The sequence below is a fragment of the Neorhizobium tunisiense genome (assembly GCF_039631515.1).
Taxonomy (GTDB): domain Bacteria; phylum Pseudomonadota; class Alphaproteobacteria; order Rhizobiales; family Rhizobiaceae; genus Neorhizobium.
This window is the reverse complement of the sequence record NZ_JBDIUU010000002.1, coordinates 118765-135425: the sequence shown is the minus strand read 5'-3', so window position 1 is coordinate 135425 and position 16661 is coordinate 118765. Positions and strand designations below refer to the sequence as shown.

16 protein-coding genes are annotated in these 16661 nt (G+C 63.4%); 10 read left to right on the top strand and 6 right to left on the bottom strand.

What is annotated here, in order from left to right; translation table 11 throughout:
• Positions 1-4: 4 nt before the first annotated feature.
• Complete coding sequence (locus ABCW43_RS09700) at positions 5-775, top strand: endonuclease/exonuclease/phosphatase family protein (RefSeq protein WP_345923629.1); 771 nt, start codon at positions 5-7, stop codon at positions 773-775.
• A 3-nt stretch (positions 776-778) separates the two neighbouring features.
• Here the strand turns inward: ABCW43_RS09700 and ABCW43_RS09695 are convergent, their stop codons facing one another.
• Positions 779-1462: a phosphoribosyltransferase gene (locus ABCW43_RS09695; RefSeq protein ID WP_345923627.1), complete on the bottom strand. Its 684-nt coding sequence runs from the start codon at positions 1460-1462 to the stop codon at positions 779-781.
• A 474-nt stretch (positions 1463-1936) separates the two neighbouring features.
• On the opposite strand from ABCW43_RS09695, the gene ABCW43_RS09690 reads away from it, so the two are divergent.
• Both ABCW43_RS09690 and cydB read left to right on the top strand, forming a co-directional pair.
• The gene (locus ABCW43_RS09690; protein ID WP_345923625.1) at positions 1937-3355 is read left to right on the top strand and encodes a cytochrome ubiquinol oxidase subunit I; all 1419 of its coding nucleotides are present in this window, start codon (positions 1937-1939) and stop codon (positions 3353-3355) included.
• On the top strand, positions 3345-4349 hold the full coding sequence (gene cydB, locus ABCW43_RS09685; protein ID WP_345923623.1) for a cytochrome d ubiquinol oxidase subunit II: 1005 nt from the start codon (positions 3345-3347) through the stop codon (positions 4347-4349). The genes ABCW43_RS09690 and cydB overlap by 11 nt, the downstream gene beginning before the upstream one ends.
• Before the next feature lie 109 nt (positions 4350-4458).
• Here the strand turns inward: cydB and ABCW43_RS09680 are convergent, their stop codons facing one another.
• A complete protein-coding gene (locus ABCW43_RS09680; RefSeq protein ID WP_345923621.1) occupies positions 4459-5022 on the bottom strand; it encodes a helix-turn-helix domain-containing protein in 564 nt (187 codons plus the stop codon).
• Between the two features lie 93 nt (positions 5023-5115).
• Here ABCW43_RS09680 and ABCW43_RS09675 point away from each other — a divergent pair, with 93 nt between their 5' ends.
• Both ABCW43_RS09675 and ABCW43_RS09670 read left to right on the top strand, forming a co-directional pair.
• Positions 5116-6477: an LLM class flavin-dependent oxidoreductase gene (locus ABCW43_RS09675; RefSeq protein WP_345923619.1), complete on the top strand. Its 1362-nt coding sequence runs from the start codon at positions 5116-5118 to the stop codon at positions 6475-6477.
• An 81-nt stretch (positions 6478-6558) separates the two neighbouring features.
• Positions 6559-7794: an MFS transporter gene (locus ABCW43_RS09670; RefSeq protein ID WP_345923617.1), complete on the top strand. Its 1236-nt coding sequence runs from the start codon at positions 6559-6561 to the stop codon at positions 7792-7794.
• On the opposite strand, the gene ABCW43_RS09665 is transcribed toward ABCW43_RS09670, so the two are convergent.
• The gene (locus tag ABCW43_RS09665) at positions 7795-9318 is read right to left on the bottom strand and encodes a methyl-accepting chemotaxis protein (RefSeq protein WP_345923615.1); all 1524 of its coding nucleotides are present in this window, start codon (positions 9316-9318) and stop codon (positions 7795-7797) included. It lies immediately after the preceding gene.
• Between the two features lie 247 nt (positions 9319-9565).
• Here ABCW43_RS09665 and ABCW43_RS09660 point away from each other — a divergent pair, with 247 nt between their 5' ends.
• The 3 genes from ABCW43_RS09660 (at position 9566) to ABCW43_RS09650 (ending at position 11751) form a co-directional block, all read left to right on the top strand.
• A complete protein-coding gene (locus ABCW43_RS09660; RefSeq protein WP_345923613.1) occupies positions 9566-10207 on the top strand; it encodes a TetR family transcriptional regulator C-terminal domain-containing protein in 642 nt (213 codons plus the stop codon).
• Between the two features lie 15 nt (positions 10208-10222).
• Positions 10223-11431: a pyridoxal phosphate-dependent aminotransferase gene (locus tag ABCW43_RS09655; RefSeq protein WP_345923611.1), complete on the top strand. Its 1209-nt coding sequence runs from the start codon at positions 10223-10225 to the stop codon at positions 11429-11431.
• A gap of 86 nt (positions 11432-11517) precedes the next feature.
• A complete protein-coding gene (locus tag ABCW43_RS09650) occupies positions 11518-11751 on the top strand; it encodes a tautomerase family protein (RefSeq protein WP_046629256.1) in 234 nt (77 codons plus the stop codon).
• Here ABCW43_RS09650 and ABCW43_RS09645 read toward each other — a convergent pair.
• Positions 11733-13013, bottom strand: a complete 1281-nt coding sequence (locus ABCW43_RS09645; RefSeq protein WP_345923609.1) for a DUF763 domain-containing protein — start codon at positions 13011-13013, stop codon at positions 11733-11735. The two genes, ABCW43_RS09650 and ABCW43_RS09645, sit on opposite strands and share 19 nt — an antisense overlap.
• Before the next feature lie 27 nt (positions 13014-13040).
• Positions 13041-14213: an aminotransferase gene (locus ABCW43_RS09640; RefSeq protein ID WP_345923607.1), complete on the bottom strand. Its 1173-nt coding sequence runs from the start codon at positions 14211-14213 to the stop codon at positions 13041-13043.
• Between the two features lie 87 nt (positions 14214-14300).
• Here ABCW43_RS09640 and ABCW43_RS09635 point away from each other — a divergent pair, with 87 nt between their 5' ends.
• Positions 14301-14963, top strand: a complete 663-nt coding sequence (locus ABCW43_RS09635) for a sulfite oxidase-like oxidoreductase (protein WP_345923605.1) — start codon at positions 14301-14303, stop codon at positions 14961-14963.
• 3 nt (positions 14964-14966) lie between these two features.
• On the opposite strand, the gene ABCW43_RS09630 is transcribed toward ABCW43_RS09635, so the two are convergent.
• On the bottom strand, positions 14967-15566 hold the full coding sequence (locus ABCW43_RS09630; RefSeq protein ID WP_345923603.1) for an NADPH-dependent F420 reductase: 600 nt from the start codon (positions 15564-15566) through the stop codon (positions 14967-14969).
• A gap of 111 nt (positions 15567-15677) precedes the next feature.
• On the opposite strand from ABCW43_RS09630, the gene ABCW43_RS09625 reads away from it, so the two are divergent.
• Positions 15678-16631: a LysR family transcriptional regulator gene (locus ABCW43_RS09625; RefSeq protein ID WP_345923601.1), complete on the top strand. Its 954-nt coding sequence runs from the start codon at positions 15678-15680 to the stop codon at positions 16629-16631.
• Positions 16632-16661: the final 30 nt, after the last annotated feature.

The following is a 16661-nucleotide window of genomic DNA, read 5'->3' as shown; positions in this document are numbered from 1 at the left end:
CGCCATGACGGATCAGACAGCACCAGCGCCATCCACGGCCCGTCCCTCTCCCGCAAGGCACCGCCTGAAAATCCTGAGCTACAACGTGCACAGCTGCATCGGCACCGATCGCCGGCTTGATCCCGCCCGGGTGGCCGAGGTCATCGCCGCGGTGGAACCGGATATCATCGGATTGCAGGAATTGGATGTCGGCCGCAGCCGCACCGGCGGGATCGACCAGGCGCACGCGATCGCGTCTCTTCTGCAGATGGAGTTCCATTTCCACGCAGCGCTCAACGTCGCCGAAGAGCAGTATGGCGATGCGATCCTGACGGCCTTGCCGGCAAGAATGGTCAAGGGTGCGAGCCTGCCCTCGCATGGCGAGCAGCGCGGCGCCCTGTGGGTGGAAATCGAGGCCGGCGAGCACAAGCTGCAGGTCTTCAATACCCATCTCGGCCTGCTGGGCGGCGACCGGATGCGCCAGATCGGCGAGGTTCTCGGAGAGTCGTGGATGGGCGCACCGGATTGCCAGGGCAAGCCGAAAATCCTGATCGGCGATTTCAACGCCATTCCGCTGACCGCAACCTACAAGGCCGTCGCGCGCCAGATGGCGGATGCGCCGCTCCTGAGCGGAATGAAGCCCAGGGCCACCTTCCCGTCCCGTCTGCCGCTTCTGAGGATCGACCACGTGTTCGTCTCCAGCGAAATCACGCCGATCGCGACGCAGGTCGTGTCGACCCCGCTTTCCCGCCAAGCCTCCGACCACTTGCCGCTTCTGGTAACGGTCGAACTCTGACCCTCAATGGCTCAGCGTCCGGCTGAGCCGGTGAGCCTCCTTCAAAAGGCGCACCACGTCCTGGTCGGTCGTCTCCCTGAAGTCGCGGTAATGCAGGCTGACCGCTTCCAAGCGGTCCGGAGCCGACAGGCAAACTATATCGTCCACCTCTTCCTTCAGGGATTCCAGCAATTGACGCGGCGCGACCGGCACTGCGATCCGGATCGACGCAACCCCCATGTCTTTCAGCGCATGGATGCCCGCGCGGATCGAGACGCCGTTTGCAATACCGTCATCGATCAGAATGACATCGCGGCCCGTGTGATCATGCTCGCTCGGCTCATCCTCGCCGAAATACATTCGGTGGCGCCGTTCGATTTCGGCAAGCTGGTGCTCGCGCTCAGCCGCAAGATAACCGGGCGGCACATGGAAGCGGCGGGCGGCATCCTCGTCGACGATCACATGCGGCTCCCGCCCGTCGACGACAGCGCCGATGCCGTATTCGGGATGACCGGGCGCGCCGATCTTGCGGACGATGAGGAGGTCGAGCGGCAGGCCGAGCCGCTGGGCGACTTCGAAGGCCACCGGCACGCCGCCACGCGGCAACGCCATCAGGATCGGATTGGGCGGCATGGTTGCCTGCATGGCCTCCGCCAAGCGCCTTCCGGCGTCCTCGCGATCGATAAAGGTCGGGCTTAGACCGAACATAGCATCCTCCCAGGATGGTGCGATGGCGTCTGCCACCGCACTTGGTTCTCTTTTGCCAGCCCGACGGCATGATATCACCAGCCGGACGTCCGACAACCGTGAGGATGGGGTTTGGTTCCGTGTCCTACCGCTTTGCTCATGGTGCGGTTCCCTTTCCGTGTCTGCTTGTCGAACCGGGAACCACTGAAGGTTTCGCGCCAATGCGGACGAGAGGAGGAACAAAACTCACGATCATGGGTTCAAGGCGGGTCGGACGCATGACCTCCACGCGGCCGACATTGTCATAAGTACCCTCCCCAACTTGGCGCTTCCCCTCACCGGGAAGCGCCTTTTCGTTCGCCGCGGCGGTTCAACGCAGGTCTGCGGCATCAGGGCGCGCGGCATTCGAGCATATTGATCTCTTGACGCCCCCCAACGATTGTCATCCCATGAGATGGATGGGCTTTTGGCCGTTGCCGGAAAAGGAATAATGCCATGTTCGAGGCCTTCGACGCGACGCTGCTGGCGCGCATGCAGTTCGCCTTCACGGTTTCGTTCCACATTATTTTCCCCGCGTTTTCGATCGGGCTGGCGAGTTATCTCGCCGTGCTGGAAGGTCTTTGGCTGCGGACGAAAAGGGTCGTCTACCTGGAACTGTTCAACTTCTGGAAGACGATTTTTGCGCTCGCCTTCGGCATGGGCGTCGTCTCCGGTATTGTCATGTCCTATCAGTTCGGCACCAACTGGAGTGTGTTCTCCGACAAGGTCGGCCCGGTCATCGGTCCGCTGATGGGTTACGAAGTGCTCTCGGCCTTTTTCCTGGAGGCAGGTTTCCTCGGCATCATGCTGTTCGGCCGCAACCGCGTCGGCCCCGGACTGCATTTCTTCGCAACCCTGATGGTCGCGGTCGGCACGCTGATTTCAGCCACCTGGATCCTTTCTGCCAACTCCTGGATGCAGACGCCGCAGGGTTTTGCGATGAACGACAAGGGCCAGTTCATTCCGGCCGACTGGTGGGCGGTCATCTTCAACCCGTCCTTCCCCTACCGCCTCGTCCACATGGTGCTCGCCGCCTATCTGACCACCGCGCTCGTGGTCGGCGCCGTCGGCGGCCTGCATCTCCTGCGCCGCACCGCCCCCTTGCGGGCCGGCACGATGTTTTCCATGGCCATGTGGATGCTGACATTCGTCGCCCCGATCCAGATCTTCGCCGGCGACCAGCACGGCCTCAACACGCTGGAACACCAGCCGGTCAAGGTCATGGCGATGGAAGGCCACTACCAGAGCCATCCGGACGGCGCGCCGCTGATCCTGTTCGGCCTGCCGAACCAGGCCGAACAACGGATTGACTACGCAATCGAGATCCCGAAGCTTTCGAGCCTCATCCTGAAACACAGCCTCGATGCGCCGCTCAAGGGCCTCGATACCGTGCCGCGCGAATTGCAGCCGCCGGTTCCGGTCGTGTTCTGGTCTTTCCGAATCATGGTCGGCCTCGGCTTCGCCATGCTGGGCCTCGGCCTCTGGAGCCTGTACTGTCGATGGAGAGGCCGCCTCTACACCTCCGAATGGCTGCACCGGGCCGCGATGGTCATGGGGCCTGCCGGTTTCGTCGCCGTGCTCGCCGGGTGGGTGACGACCGAGGTCGGCCGCCAGCCCTATACCGTCTACGGCCACCTGCTGACCGCCGATTCCGTCTCGCCGATTGCGGCGGCAGCCGTGGGCTCTTCGCTGGTCGCCTTCATCATCGTCTATTTCCTCGTCTTCGGCGCCGGCACCTTCTACATCCTGCGGCTGATGTCCCGCCTGCCGCGCGATCCGAGCGGCGATCTCGGCGAAGGCCCGATCCGAACCGCGGGCATTACACCAGGCCCGCAAACCCCAGCGCTTCAGGCAGGAGCCCGTCATGGTCATTGACCTTCCCTTCGTCTGGGCGGCCATCATCGCCTTTGCGGTGCTCGCTTATGTCATCCTCGACGGCTTCGACCTCGGCGTCGGCATTCTCTTCCCGCTATTCCCGGAAAAGCACCACCGCGACGTGATGATGAACAGCGTCGCACCGGTCTGGGATGGCAACGAAACCTGGCTGGTGCTCGGCGGCGGCGGGTTGATGGCGGTCTTTCCGCTCGCCTATGCCACCATCCTGCCCGCGCTCTACGCTCCGATCATCGCCATGCTGCTCGGGCTGATCTTTCGAGGTGTCGCCTTCGAATACCGCTGGCGCACCGGCCGGGCGCAATATCTCTGGAACTGGGCCTTTGCCGGCGGCTCGTTCATGGCAGCGCTGGCGCAGGGCATCGCGCTTGGAGCATTGGTGCAGGGCATCCCTGTCGCAAACCGCGCCTATTCCGGCGGCTGGTGGGACTGGCTGACGCCGTTTTCGATCGCCACCGGCCTTGCAGTCGTCATCGGTTACGCACTGCTCGGCTCGACCTGGCTGGTGATGAAAACGACGGGCGACCTTCGCGACAAGGCCCGCAGCCTCTCCTATATCGCAGCGCTCGCGACGCTTGTCGCGATGGGCATCTTCAGCCTCTGGACGCCCTTCCTCGAACCACTCTATCTGAAACGCTGGTTTTCCTGGCCGACTGCGATCTTCAGCGTCATCGTACCCCTGCTGGTCCTTGGCTGCTTCTGGCTTCTGCTCACGGGTCTCAGGAACAACCGCGACAACCGGCCGTTCCTCGCCGCACTCGGGCTTTTCGTGCTGGGTTACGCCGGCATCGGCATCAGCTTCTATCCCTATATCGTGCCAACATCCGTGACGATCTGGGATGCCGCAGCACCCGACGAGAGCCTCGGCTTCCTGCTGGTCGGGGCGCTGATCCTGGTGCCGCTGATCCTTGCCTATACGAGTTATGCCTATTGGGTGTTCCGCGGCAAGGTCGATCCGCATGAGGGCTACCACTGATGGCGGGCGGCGAAACCTTCAAACGGCTCGCGTGGTTCGTCGGCCTATGGGTGGCCGGCGTCGCCACGGTTGGCACTGTCGGGCTGATCATCAAATTCTGGCTCGGCGCCTAACGCCGCGTCAGGGCCACCACGTAGCGCGCCGTTTTCTTGCCCGGATTGAAGAAGACGCAATCCGCCGGCGGGCCGAGCAGAAGACAATCGCCGTCGGAGAGATGGTGCATCGCCGCCCCCTCCTGGAAATCGAGTTGGCCGGACAGAACCCATATCTGCTGGTGCTGGAAGGCGAAGGCGGATGCCGGATAGGGCACGCGCACGCCCGGAGGCAGCGAAACGTCCAGAAGCTCCAGCAATGAATTCGGCGGAGAGACTACGCGGCGCGTATAACCTGTCTCCGGATCGATCCAGACCGGCTGTTCCGCCTGCACCGCGACACGCTCCTGCACCCGCTCGGCAAGCGCCAGCAGAACCGAAAGCGGCAGGCCGAAGGCGCCGGATAGCCGGCCGAGGACGGTCGCCGTCGGGCTCGCCTCGCAGCGCTCGATCTTGCTGATCATCGCCTTGGAGACGCCGGAGCGCTCCGCAAGCTCGGCCAGCGACCAGCCGCGCGCCTCCCGCTCGATCTTCAGCCGCAGGGCGATCGCCTGGACCGGGTCGTTTTCCGTCTGCTGCAAGCGGCTTGCCTTTCGGTGATCGTCTTCTATAGTGGATAACAGGATCATATAAGAGATAAGGCTCGTTCGCAACGAGGAATTCAGGGGAAGACCGTGACGCGCGAAATCCGTTTCAACGCATTCGACATGAACTGCGTCGGCCATATCCAGCAAGGGCTCTGGACGCATCCGCGCGACCAGTCGCACCGCTATTCGCAACTACGTTACTGGACGGACTATGCGAAAAAGCTGGAAGCCGGCCTGTTCGACGGCATCTTCCTGGCGGATGTGCTCGGCGTCAACGACGTCTTCGGCGGCAGCAACGCGGCGGCTTTGAGGGGTGCTGTGCAGGTGCCGGTCAACGATCCGCTGCTGCTGGTGCCGGCCATGGCCGCGGTCACCGAACACCTGTCCTTCGGCGTCACCGCCAACCTCACCTACGAACCACCTTTCGTTTTCGCCCGCCGCATGTCGACGCTGGATCATCTGACGGGCGGCCGCATCGGCTGGAACATCGTCACCGGTTATCTCGACAGCGCCGCCAAAGCCATCGGCCTCGATGGCATGGCCGCCCATGACGACCGCTACGACCTCGCCGACGAATATATGGAAATCATGTACCGGCTGTGGGAAGGAAGCTGGGAGGACGACGCGGTGGTCTTCAACCGGGCAAACCATGTGTATGCCGACCCGGCCAAGGTCCACAAGGTCCATCATCGCGGCAAGCAATACGGCATCGAGGCGATCCATCTCTGCGAGCCCTCGCCGCAGCGCACGCCGGTTCTCTATCAGGCCGGTTCCTCGACCCGCGGCCGGCAGTTCGCCGCGACCCACGCCGAATGCGTCTTCGTCAACGGCCAGAAGACCGAGGGCGTCAAGGGCATCGTCGATGACATCAGAGCCCGTGCGGTCGAATACGGCCGCAATGCCGAGGACATCAAAGTCTTCGTCGGCGCCACCATCGTCACCGGACGGACAGAGAAGGAAGCGCGCGAGAAATTCGAGGACTATCGCACTTACGCCAGTTCCGAAGGTGCGCTCGTGCATGCGGCAGGCTCGCTCGGCATCGACTTCGCAAAATACGATCTCGACGAGCCGATCGAGACCGGCAAGAGCTCCGCGATCGTCTCGAACGTCGAGGCGATGACCCGCACCGCGGGGCCGCAATGGACCAAGCGCAAGCTCATCGAACAGATGGTGCTCGGCAGCCGCCAGGCACCCATGATCGGCTCCGCCGAACAGATCGCCGACAATCTCGTCGCCTGGATGGATGAGGCCGGCGTCGATGGTTTCAACCTGTCGCGCACCGTCGTGCCGGAATGTTTTGACGATATCATCGAATTGGTGATCCCGATCCTGCAGGAACGCGGTCTTTACAAGACGGGATACCGCGAGGGGCCGTACCGCGAGAAGCTGTTTGGATCATCGCGGTTGCCGGGCCGGCATATCGCCGCCAGATACCGGGTCTCAAGGTGAGGATCTTGAAGGTATCCGGCCGGGGTATGTGGCAGGGCAGAAGACGTTGTAGAAGAAGCTCGCCGAGAGGACGCAACAACAATGACCGCAGCGACCCTTGAAGAAACTCCCGCGCAAGGCCGCTGGTCGATGCTCGCGCTCTTGTGCCTCGCTGTCGTGCTCTCCTTCTCCTGCTGGTTCTCCGCAAACGCCATCGCCCCGGAGCTGAAACGTGCCTGGGCGCTGTCCGAAAGCGCCGCCGCGTGGCTGACCAACGGAGTGCAGATCGGCTTCGTCATCGGCGCTTTGGCGGCAAGCCTCTTCAACCTGCCGGATCTCATTCGCATGAACCGGTTGATGGCGGCTTCCGCTCTGCTCGCCGCGCTCTCCAATGCCGCCCTGGCACTGGAACCCGGCCCGGCCGGTGCCATCCTCTGCCGCATGGTCACCGGCTTTGCGCTCGCCGGCGTCTACCCGCCGGCGCTGAAACTCGTGTCCACCTGGTTCATCACCGACCGCGGCCTCGCGCTTGCCGGCGTCATTGGCGCGATCACCGCCGGTTCATCGCTGCCGCATCTCTTCCGTGGCATGGCGTCGGCAGTCGACTGGCACAATGTCGTGCTGCTATCGAGCGGCGCGACGCTGGTCGGCGCGGTCATTCTCCTCCTCTTCACCCGTGAAGGCCCCTACCCTTTCGGAAAGGCGCTGTTCGATCCGCGCCAGATCGGCCGGGTGCTGAAGGATCGCAACCTGCTGCTCGTCAACGGTGGTTATCTCGGCCATATGTGGGAACTCTACGCCATGTGGGCCTGGCTGCTCGCCTACCTGACGGCCGCGCTCGACAAGGGTGGCACCGGCATCAGCAGCGAGGCCTCGCTGCTCACCTTCATCGCGGTCGCGTCGGGCGTGTTCGGCTGTTTCGCAGGCGGCGTGCTCTCGGACCGTGTTGGCCGCACCGCCACCACAGCCGGCCTGATGATCGTCTCCGGCCTCTGCGCCCTGACCATCGGCTTCGTTTTCGACGGCCCCTTCTGGCTGCTGGCGCTGGTGGTGATCGTGTGGGGCATTTCGATCATCGGAGATTCGGCGCAGTTCTCCGCCGCAGTCACCGAACTTGCCGACCGCAATTACATCGGCACGGCCTTGTCGCTGCAGATGGGCATGGGTTTTGCGCTGACCATTTTCATGATCTGGCTGATGCCGCACCTGGCCGAGCTGCTTGGCGGCTGGCGCTGGACGTTCTCGGTTCTGGCGGTCGGGCCGATCTTCGGTGCCACCTCCATGCTGATCCTGCGCGGCAGGCCGGATGCCATCCGGCTTGCCGGCGGAAAGCGCTGATCAGGCGACGAGGCGACGATCAGGCGTCTCTTCCCGCTTCTGGCGGTCGCGGGCGAGCCGTTCGGCGCTGCGGGTCTTGAAGCCGCGCAGCGCCGTGACCAGCCGTTCCACCGCATCGCGCAGGTCCGACGTCTGCTTGGACGTCTCCAGCACCATGACCGAATTCTCCTGGGTGAGCGAGTCCATCCTGCTCAGCGCGCCGTTGACTTCATGCAGTCCGGTCGACTGGTGCGCCGCTTCGGTGGCGATCGTCCTGACGATCGTGTTGATGTCGTCGATGCGCGTGGTGATCTGGCTGAGCGCCGCGCCGGCATTGTTGACGAGATCGACACCCGCCTGCACCTGCCGCGAGCTGTCGGAGATGAGGTCCTTGATCTCCTTGGCAGCGTCGGCGCAACGCTGCGCCAGCGCCCGCACTTCCTGGGCGACGACGGCAAAACCGCGACCGGCCTCGCCGGCGCGTGCCGCCTCGACACCCGCGTTCAGTGCCAGGAGATTGGTCTGGAAGGCGATCTCGTCGATAACGCCGATGATCTTGGAGATCTCGTCGGACGAGCGCTCGATCTCGCCCATGGCCGCTACCGCCTGCTTGACGACCGGCCCGGAGGCCCGCGCCTCCGAAAGCGCCACGTCCACCGCGCCTGCCGCCTTGCTGGCGCCTTCGGCCGTGCCGGAGACGCTGTGGGTGAGCTGGTGCAGCGTCGCAGAGCTCTTTTCCAGGCCCTGGGCCTGCTCTTCCGTCCGCCGGGCGAGGTCCTTGGAAGCCTGGGAGATGCCGTTGGTGCTGGTGAGGATTTCCTCGCCGGCATGCCGCACAGTCGCCAGCGTGCCGCGCAGCTTCTCGGCGCTACCGTTGTAATCTTCCGCCATCCTGACGAAGCTCGCGGGAAGAGCGGTGGAAAGCCGGCTTTCGAGATCGCCCGCGGAAAGGCCCTTCAATACGTCGTCCAGAGCCTGGAGCGCAACTTCCTGCTCCTCTTCGGCAACGAGCTTCGCCTCCTCGGCGCGGCGCCGCTCCCCAGCCTGGATATCCAGATAGACGGAGATCGAATAGTCCATGTCGAGCATCGCCGCCTTGACCAGCGTGCTGACCTGCTTGGCAAGTTCTTCGGATTTGCCGCGGCCGAAACGGGATGGCCAGTTGTCGGCCATCACCTTGTGGATGAGGCTTTCCATGACGAGCGCGTGGCCGCCGATAAGCCAGCTGGGATCGAGACCGGCATCGGCGTGCGCCGCGGCAACAACCTGCACGCCTTCCACATAACGCTCGTCGTATTTCGCCTCGCCGACGGCGCCCCAATGGCTCATCTGGCGCTTCTTGGCGCTCTCCATCTGAGCCTGGTTGGAGAACATCCTGGCCGTGTCGGGTGTAGACTGGATCTTCCCGTAGAGAGTACCGAGAGCGGCCGGAAGGCCGGCATTGATGACCGGCGCCAAACGCCGAAGCGTTGCGCGCGCTTCCTGGTCCAGACCGATGAAATCCATGCGCTTTTGCAGTTCGCGTTTTTCTTCAGCCGACGACATTCTGAGCCCCCAATCCGCCGCGGTCACCACCCGACTTGGGGTGCATCGGTTCCATATTGTGAAGGTTAAGGTATAGGATCCCTTAATAAGACCCCCTCAAAACTGATAGAAAGTTACAATTTGCGATAATTTTCAGCGACCATGCGACGGGATGGACGGGAAATTTGCTTGCGCGAATTATTCGAGCGTATAATAAGCGTCAGCGCCCGTGAAAAGAACGGCCGCCCCGGTCCTCAGGAGACGAACCGTGAACCGCCGCACCTACCACAGGGCAAGCGAGGCCGAGCGGCGCGAGGACCTGATTGCCGCGACGCTCGATTGCATCGCCGAATCCGGCATCCAGGGCGCCACGGTCCGCCAGATCGCCACGCGTGCCGGTGTCACCGGCGGGCTGATCAGGCACTATTTCACCGGCAAGGACCAGATGCTGCAGGCCGCCTACCGCAAGGTGATGGCCGGCATGACCGAGACGGCGGTTGCTGCCGCGATCGAGGGCGAGACCGCCCGCTCGCGCCTGCGCCGCTTCATCGTCGCCAATGTGACGCCGCCGGTCACCGACCCGCGCACGCTGTCGCTGTGGGCCGCCTTCATCAGCCATACCCAGGCCGACCAGAGCTTCGCCGCCATCCATCGCGAGAACTATCTGTCTTTCCTGGAGGCGCTGGAGACCCTGTTGTCCGCCTTCTTCGTCGAGGAGAAGCGAGCGCTGAGCCCCGCCCAATGCCGCACCTATGCAATCGGGGTCAACGCGCTGGTCGACGGCCTCTGGCTGGAGGGGACGCTTGCAGCCGATACGTTTGCGGAACACGAACTCGCAGAAAATGCCCTGATCTCCGTGGAGGCGCTGTTGCGTCTGCACCCCGGCGAGCTTACGGCCGAGCAACAATAAGAAAAGGAAACACCGATGCGTTATGCCTCGATCACCGACCGCCTCGCCCATCTCGGTTCCGGCCGCTGGGCACTCCACCTGACCGCCCGCCGCATGCAGGCATCGGGCGAGGACATCATCGAGCTCACCATCGGCGAACCGGACGTCAAACCGGACAAGGCTCTGCTCGACGAGGCGGCGCGCGCCATGTATGCCGGCCGTACCCGTTATTCCAACGGCCGCGGCGAGCCGCCGGTGCTGAAGGCGCTGGTCGAGAAATATTCTAAGCGCCGGCCAGGTGTCACCGAGCGCAATTTTCTCTGTTTCCCCGGCACCCAGACCGCGCTCTACGGCGTCATGACCGGTCTCGTCGAAGCCGGCGACGGCGTGCTCGTCGGCGATCCCCTCTATGCGACCTATGAAGGTGTCATCGCCTCCACCGGCGCGCATATGATCCCCGTGCCGCTGCGCCCTGAAAAGAAATTCCACCTGCAGGCCGAGGATCTCGAACGGGCGATCACGCCGGAGGCTCGCGTGCTTCTCCTCAACACGCCGCACAACCCGACCGGCGCGGTGCTGACCGCCACCGAGATCGCCGCCATCGGCGAGGTCTGCCGCAAGCATGACCTCTGGATCGTTTCGGACGAGGTCTATGAACAACTGATCTTCGAAGGCACGCCCTTCGCCTCCCCCTTCGACATTCCGGCGTTGGCAGAACGCACCATCGTCGTGTCGTCCATTTCCAAGTCGCACGCAGCCCCCGGCTTCCGCAGCGGCTGGGCAGCCGGTCCGGAAGAGTTCTGTGAAAGACTGCTGCCGGTTTCCGAGACCATGCTCTTCGGCGTGCAGCCCTTCATCTCCGACATGACCGCCATGGCTCTGTCGCAGCATTTCGACACCGCCGACGTGATGCGGGAAAACTATCGCCGCCGTGCCCTGATCGTCGAGAAGGCCTTTGCCGGCAGCAATCTCGTCAAGCCGATGCCGCCGGAAGGGGGCATGTTTGTCCTGCTCGACGTGACCGCCACCGGCCTCAACGGCGAGGAATTCGCCTGGGAACTACTGCGCGGGGAAAAGGTCGCCGTCATGCCCGGCACCTCCTTCGGCGACCAGGCCGCGGGCTTCCTGCGCATCTCGCTGACGGTCCCGGACGATGTGGTTGCAACCGCCATGGACCGTATCGCCGACCTCGCCGGCCGCATCGCATCCACTGGCAGGGACCGCGCGACAACTCCGATGGCGTGACCGGAGTTCCCGATTGAAATCCGCGAACGAGACGGGCTATGCCCGCTTTCAGCGAAATTCAAAACTGCCCATCGGAGGAGCGCAACATGCCCCATGTTATCGTCAAAATGATCGAGGGCCGCTCCGAAGAGCAGAAGCAGGCGCTGACGGCTGAGGTGACCAAAGCGGTTATGACCGCCCTCGGCTCTGCCGAGAGTTCCGTGTCGGTCGCGATCCAGGACTTCCCCAGGGACGACTGGACCGACAAGGTCTACGTGCCGGATATCCAGGGGCAGCCGGAACTCGTCTACAAAAAGCCCGGTTACGATCCCTTCAAGTAATCGGCTGATCCTGGAAAATTGGCGGTCTCTTCCGCCGGCGGCTCCCAACCGAAGACGCTGCGGCCGCCCCATTCGTGCGATTGGCGGAATTCGCCGGCGACGATTTCCTTCAAGTCCGGGCCGGTCACGTAGCGTTCCATCCGACGTGCCTGGTCGTCGAGCCGTTTCAGCGCCTGCATCTCCTCCTCGCGCCCGAGCTTGGCCTTGCCGACCGCCGACTTCATTACCTTGATCGTCTCGTCATAGACTTTCAGTGGCACCGGAAACGGATGCCGGTCCTTGCCGCCGTGAGCAAGCGAAAACCGCGCCGGATCGGAAAAACGGCAGGGCGCGCCATGCACCACCTCGGCGACCATGGCCAAAGCCTTGACCGTCCGCGCGCCGACGCCCGGCATCAGCAGCAGGTTCTCGAAATCCTCCGGGCCGCGATCGGCCGCCGCCGCCAGCGTGCCATGCAGCCGTCTCATGTTGACGTCCTCCTCGCGGACATCGTGATGCGCCGGCATGATCAGATGCGGCAGCATCGGCTGCGCCAGTTCCTTTACCCTGCGGGCCGGCTCGATGGCGATCACCTCGCGGACGATTCGGTCCGGCCCGAGTGTCGCCAGCAGGTCGAGCTGGCCTTTCCTTGAGGCCTCGGCACGATGATCGGCGAGATTGACGATCTCGCCCTGGCCGCGGCCTTCGATCGCCGCATGCGGGGAATCGACGAAGCTCTTCAGCCCCTCGGAAATCCAATGGTAACGTCGGGCCTGGCGCTTGTCGCCGTTCATGCCCTGCTGCACCACGACCCATTTGCCGTCATCGGCAACGATGAAACCGTGCAGGTAAAGATCGAACCCGTCCTGCACCGCGGCGCTGTCCACCTTGGCAACCAGACGGCTGGTCATCGCAAGGCCGGCACCGTCGATGCCGACGCGGTTTCCGATCGCGACAAGTTCGTCCGGCGTCTGCCTCGAATTTTTGCCGCGGCCGCCGCAGACATGGATGCCGAGTTCGCCGGCCATCGGCGTCAGCCCACGCTTGAGTGCGCCGAGAACGCTGGTGGTGATGCCGGAAGAATGCCAGTCCATGCCCATGATGCAGCCGAAGGACTGGAACCAGAAGGGATGCGCCAGCCGCCGCAGAAGTTCGTCACGGCCGTATTCGATGACGATCGCCTGGGTGATCACGGCGCCGAGCTTCGTCATGCGCTCGCCAAGCCACCGGGGAACCCGGCCGCCGTGAAGCGGAAGATCGGCGCTGCCTGCTCTTTGAACCATGATCCGCTTATATACGGACGCTCAGGCTCACGATAGGGAAAAGTTCTGCAAACGTTCTCGCAACCGCCCGATCGTCGGCACGTCCGCATTGGCGAAGGCGAAGCGCAGGTAATTCTGCTGGCTTTCGCCGAAATAGGCGCCCGGAATGCAGATCACGCCCGCCTGCCTGGCAAGCTTTTCCGCCACTTCTGCGGAAGTCCTGCCCGGGAAGGGATGCCGCACGAAGGCGAAATAGGCGCCGATCGCATCGAGCTTCCAGTCGTTGACGGAGCGCATCACCGCCTTCAGCGCATCCGCACGGCGGCCGATCTCCTGCCGGTTCTCCTCGCGCCAGTCGGCAAGCAGCGGCAGAGCCTTGGCGACGGCAGCCTGGGCCGCCCTCGGCGCGCAGATCTGCAGGTTGTCCATGATCTTGGCGATCTGTTCGACCGCGACCGGACCGGCGGTGATCGCCCCGAGCCGGTGGCCTGGGATGCAGAAGGATTTCGAAAAGCTGTAGAGGCTGATCAGCGTATCTTCCCAGCCGTCGAGGCTGAACAGCGTGTGCGGCGCCTGGCCTGCGACGGGCAGAAAGTCGCGATAGGTCTCGTCGAGGATCAGCCAGATACCCTTGTCCCGGCAGAGCTTGAAGATCGCCTCGAGCAGCGACGGCGGATAGATCGCCCCCGTCGGATTGTTGGGCGAGACGAGCGCCAGCGCCCGCACCTCGCCGGTGATCGCAGCTTCAAGCCCCACGAGGTCCGGCAGGAAACCGTTCGCCGCCTCGCAAGCGACGAAGGCGGTTTTGACGCCCATCATCGCCAGCGTCGTTTCGTGGTTGAAATAGAAGGGCTCAGTCATCAGCACCGTATTGCCGGGACCGGCCACCGTCATCGCTGCACAGACGAAAGCCTGGTTGCAGCCGGACGTGATGTGAATGTTCTTGAGGCCGATGCCTGCGCCATAAACCTCCGAGACATGCGCCGCATAAGCGGTCCGCAGTTCCGCCTCGCCCTCGATCGGGCCGTATCCGGTAAAGGCTTTTGAGGAACCGGCCTCGCCGAGCAGCTTCAGCATGCCCGGATGGGCCGGATAACCGGGTACGGCCTGGGAGAGATCGATCAGCGGACCCTTGGACCCGTCATAGGCACGCCCCCAGGCGGCGACGGAGGGAACGGGCGGAGGGCTGAGCTTTTCGATAAGAGGATTGAAGGCAGGCATGATCTTCCGAGAACAGGATTTTCCGAACAGGCAATTGATTGCCTTTCTTGTTTATCAGATTATCAGGCGACGCAAGGAGAACCGGATATGGCCGACGAGATTGAGCCTGAAGATTCGAAGCTCACCATCACCAAGCGGAAATGGGCGGAACAAGGCAAGTTCCTGACAGGCCGGATCACACGGCCGGAAACCGACCGCCTGCCGCCCGGCCAGCATCTGGTCAAGAACTGGCCGGTGCTCGATCTCGGCCAGCAGCCGCAAGTTTCGACCGAGCGGTGGAAACTCGATGTGCGCGGCCTGGTCAACAACCGGAAAACTTTGGACTGGGCGGCGTTCCAGTCCCTGCCGCAGACGGAGATGCGCTCCGACATCCATTGCGTGACCACCTGGTCGCGCTACGACAACAATTGGAAAGGCGTCTCGACGCACGATTTCCTCGATCTCGTCGATCCACAGGAGGAGGCGGTTGCCGTCATGCTGACAAGCTATGACGGTTATACCACCAACCTGCTGCTCTCCGATTTCGCCTCGCCGGATGCGATCATTGTCACAGAGTGGGAAGGCAAGCCACTCACGGAGGAGCATGGCGGGCCGGTGCGGCTGGTCGTGCCGCACCTCTATTTCTGGAAGAGCGCCAAATGGCTGAACCGGATCGAATTCCTGGACCGGGACCAGGCCGGCTTCTGGGAGAAGAACGGCTACCACCTGCGCGGCGACCCCTGGTCCGAGGAGCGCTATTCGGACGACTGAGGGTCAGCCGAAATTGACGAGGTTCAGTCCCGGCAGCGGGCCGCCCGGGAACTGCGCCAGCTTGGCCCCGACCGATAGCGGCCCGAGGTCTATGCCGAAGAAGCCGAGCTTCTCCGCCAAGGCAGCGACTTCCGTTTTTGCCGCCGCATCGTCGCCCGAATAGAACAGCACCCGCTTGCCGCCCTCGGAAGACGGATCGGCCTCGACCAGCTTCGCGAACAGATGATTAAACGCCTTCACCACCCGGGCGCCCGGCACGAGGTCGGCGACGATCTCGCTGGAAAGGCGGCCATTGAGTTCGGCCGGTTTGTAGAGCGGCGACTCGATCGGATTGTTCGCATCGATGACGATCCGGCCGTTCCAGTCCGGCAGGCCGGCAAGGGCAGCCGGCAATTTCGACCAGGGAACCGCGATCAGCACCATGTCGGCGCTGGCGGCCTCCTCGATCGTGCCGGCGGAAATCCACGGCGAAAGCTCGGCCGTCAGTTCTGCAAGCGAGGCCGGGCCGCGGCTGTTGGCGATGGTGGCGCGCACGCCGCTGCGGGCGAGAGCGCGGGCGAAAGCAGCGCCGATATTGCCGGCGCCGATGATACCGATGGTCATTATGTGATACTCCGCGTGTTTCGATGACGGGAATATCGCCTCTGGATTGGCCTTCGATAAGCCGGTAATAATGCCAATCATCTTCAAGCAATCATTGAAAATCGGCTCGCCATGGAAAGCCTCGCCAATCTGCAGTCCTTCGTGCGCAGCGCCGAACTCGGCGGCTTCTCCGCTGCGGCCAGGCGGCTGGCACGGACGCCCGCGGCCGTCAGCCGCAATGTCGCGATGCTCGAGAGGAACCTCGGCACCCGCCTCTTCCAACGCAGCACGCGAAGGCTGACGCTGACGGAAGCGGGCGAACGCTTTCTGTCGGACATCCGGGACCACGTCGAGGCGCTGCAGGCGGCAATAGAAGGGGTTTCATCGGAAGCCGCGGAGCCGGCCGGCGTGCTGAAGGTCAGCATGAGCCCGCATTTCGGAACAGACTATATCCTGCCCCTGCTGCCGGAATTCACCACTCGTTATCCGCTCATCCGACCGGAATGGACGTTCGAGAACCGCCAGGTGGACTTGATCGCGGAAGGTTACGACGCGGCGATCGGTGGCGGCTTCGAACTGGCGCCCGGCACGGTCGCCCGGGTGCTCGCGCCGGCACATATCGTTTCGGTCGCATCACCCGGTTACATGAAGGACAGACCCATCCCCGCCAATCCGGCGGACCTTGTGAACCTCGACGGCATCCAGATGCGCTCTTCCAATACCGGCCGTATCCGCCAATGGGTGATGCGAAATGCCGGCGGCGACGAAATGCCGGTGGTGCTGAGGGAAAAGATGGTGCTCAACGACCCAGCCGCCATTGCCCACGCCGCAGGCCTCGGCCTCGGCGTCGCCATGATCGCGATGCCCGATGCCTTATCGTATATGGAGAGCGGTACGCTCGTCCGCCTGCTGCCCGACTGGTATGCGGATATCGGGCCGATCTCGATCTACTACGCCAGCAAAACGCTGCTGCCGGCAAAGACCCGCGTCTTTATCGACTTCGTGGTCGAGCATTTCCGGAAGGAGCGGTTGGCTGAGCGGTTTGCGGGGAGTATTGGTGTGGCGAATATGTTGAAGAGAAGATAGAGGCGGTGCGGCGTCCTCCCATCTCCCCCC

Coding starts and splice junctions, on each gene's coding strand:
- ABCW43_RS09700 (WP_345923629.1), top strand. CDS start 5: ATGACGGATCAGACAGCACCAGCGCCATCCACGGCCCGTCCCTCTCCC.
- ABCW43_RS09695 (WP_345923627.1), bottom strand. CDS start 1,462: ATGTTCGGTCTAAGCCCGACCTTTATCGATCGCGAGGACGCCGGAAGG.
- ABCW43_RS09690 (WP_345923625.1), top strand. CDS start 1,937: ATGTTCGAGGCCTTCGACGCGACGCTGCTGGCGCGCATGCAGTTCGCC.
- cydB (WP_345923623.1), top strand. CDS start 3,345: ATGGTCATTGACCTTCCCTTCGTCTGGGCGGCCATCATCGCCTTTGCG.
- ABCW43_RS09670 (WP_345923617.1), top strand. CDS start 6,559: ATGACCGCAGCGACCCTTGAAGAAACTCCCGCGCAAGGCCGCTGGTCG.
- ABCW43_RS09665 (WP_345923615.1), bottom strand. CDS start 9,318: ATGTCGTCGGCTGAAGAAAAACGCGAACTGCAAAAGCGCATGGATTTC.
- ABCW43_RS09655 (WP_345923611.1), top strand. CDS start 10,223: ATGCGTTATGCCTCGATCACCGACCGCCTCGCCCATCTCGGTTCCGGC.
- ABCW43_RS09650 (WP_046629256.1), top strand. CDS start 11,518: ATGCCCCATGTTATCGTCAAAATGATCGAGGGCCGCTCCGAAGAGCAG.
- ABCW43_RS09645 (WP_345923609.1), bottom strand. CDS start 13,013: ATGGTTCAAAGAGCAGGCAGCGCCGATCTTCCGCTTCACGGCGGCCGG.
- ABCW43_RS09640 (WP_345923607.1), bottom strand. CDS start 14,213: ATGCCTGCCTTCAATCCTCTTATCGAAAAGCTCAGCCCTCCGCCCGTT.
- ABCW43_RS09635 (WP_345923605.1), top strand. CDS start 14,301: ATGGCCGACGAGATTGAGCCTGAAGATTCGAAGCTCACCATCACCAAG.
- ABCW43_RS09630 (WP_345923603.1), bottom strand. CDS start 15,566: ATGACCATCGGTATCATCGGCGCCGGCAATATCGGCGCTGCTTTCGCC.
- ABCW43_RS09625 (WP_345923601.1), top strand. CDS start 15,678: ATGGAAAGCCTCGCCAATCTGCAGTCCTTCGTGCGCAGCGCCGAACTC.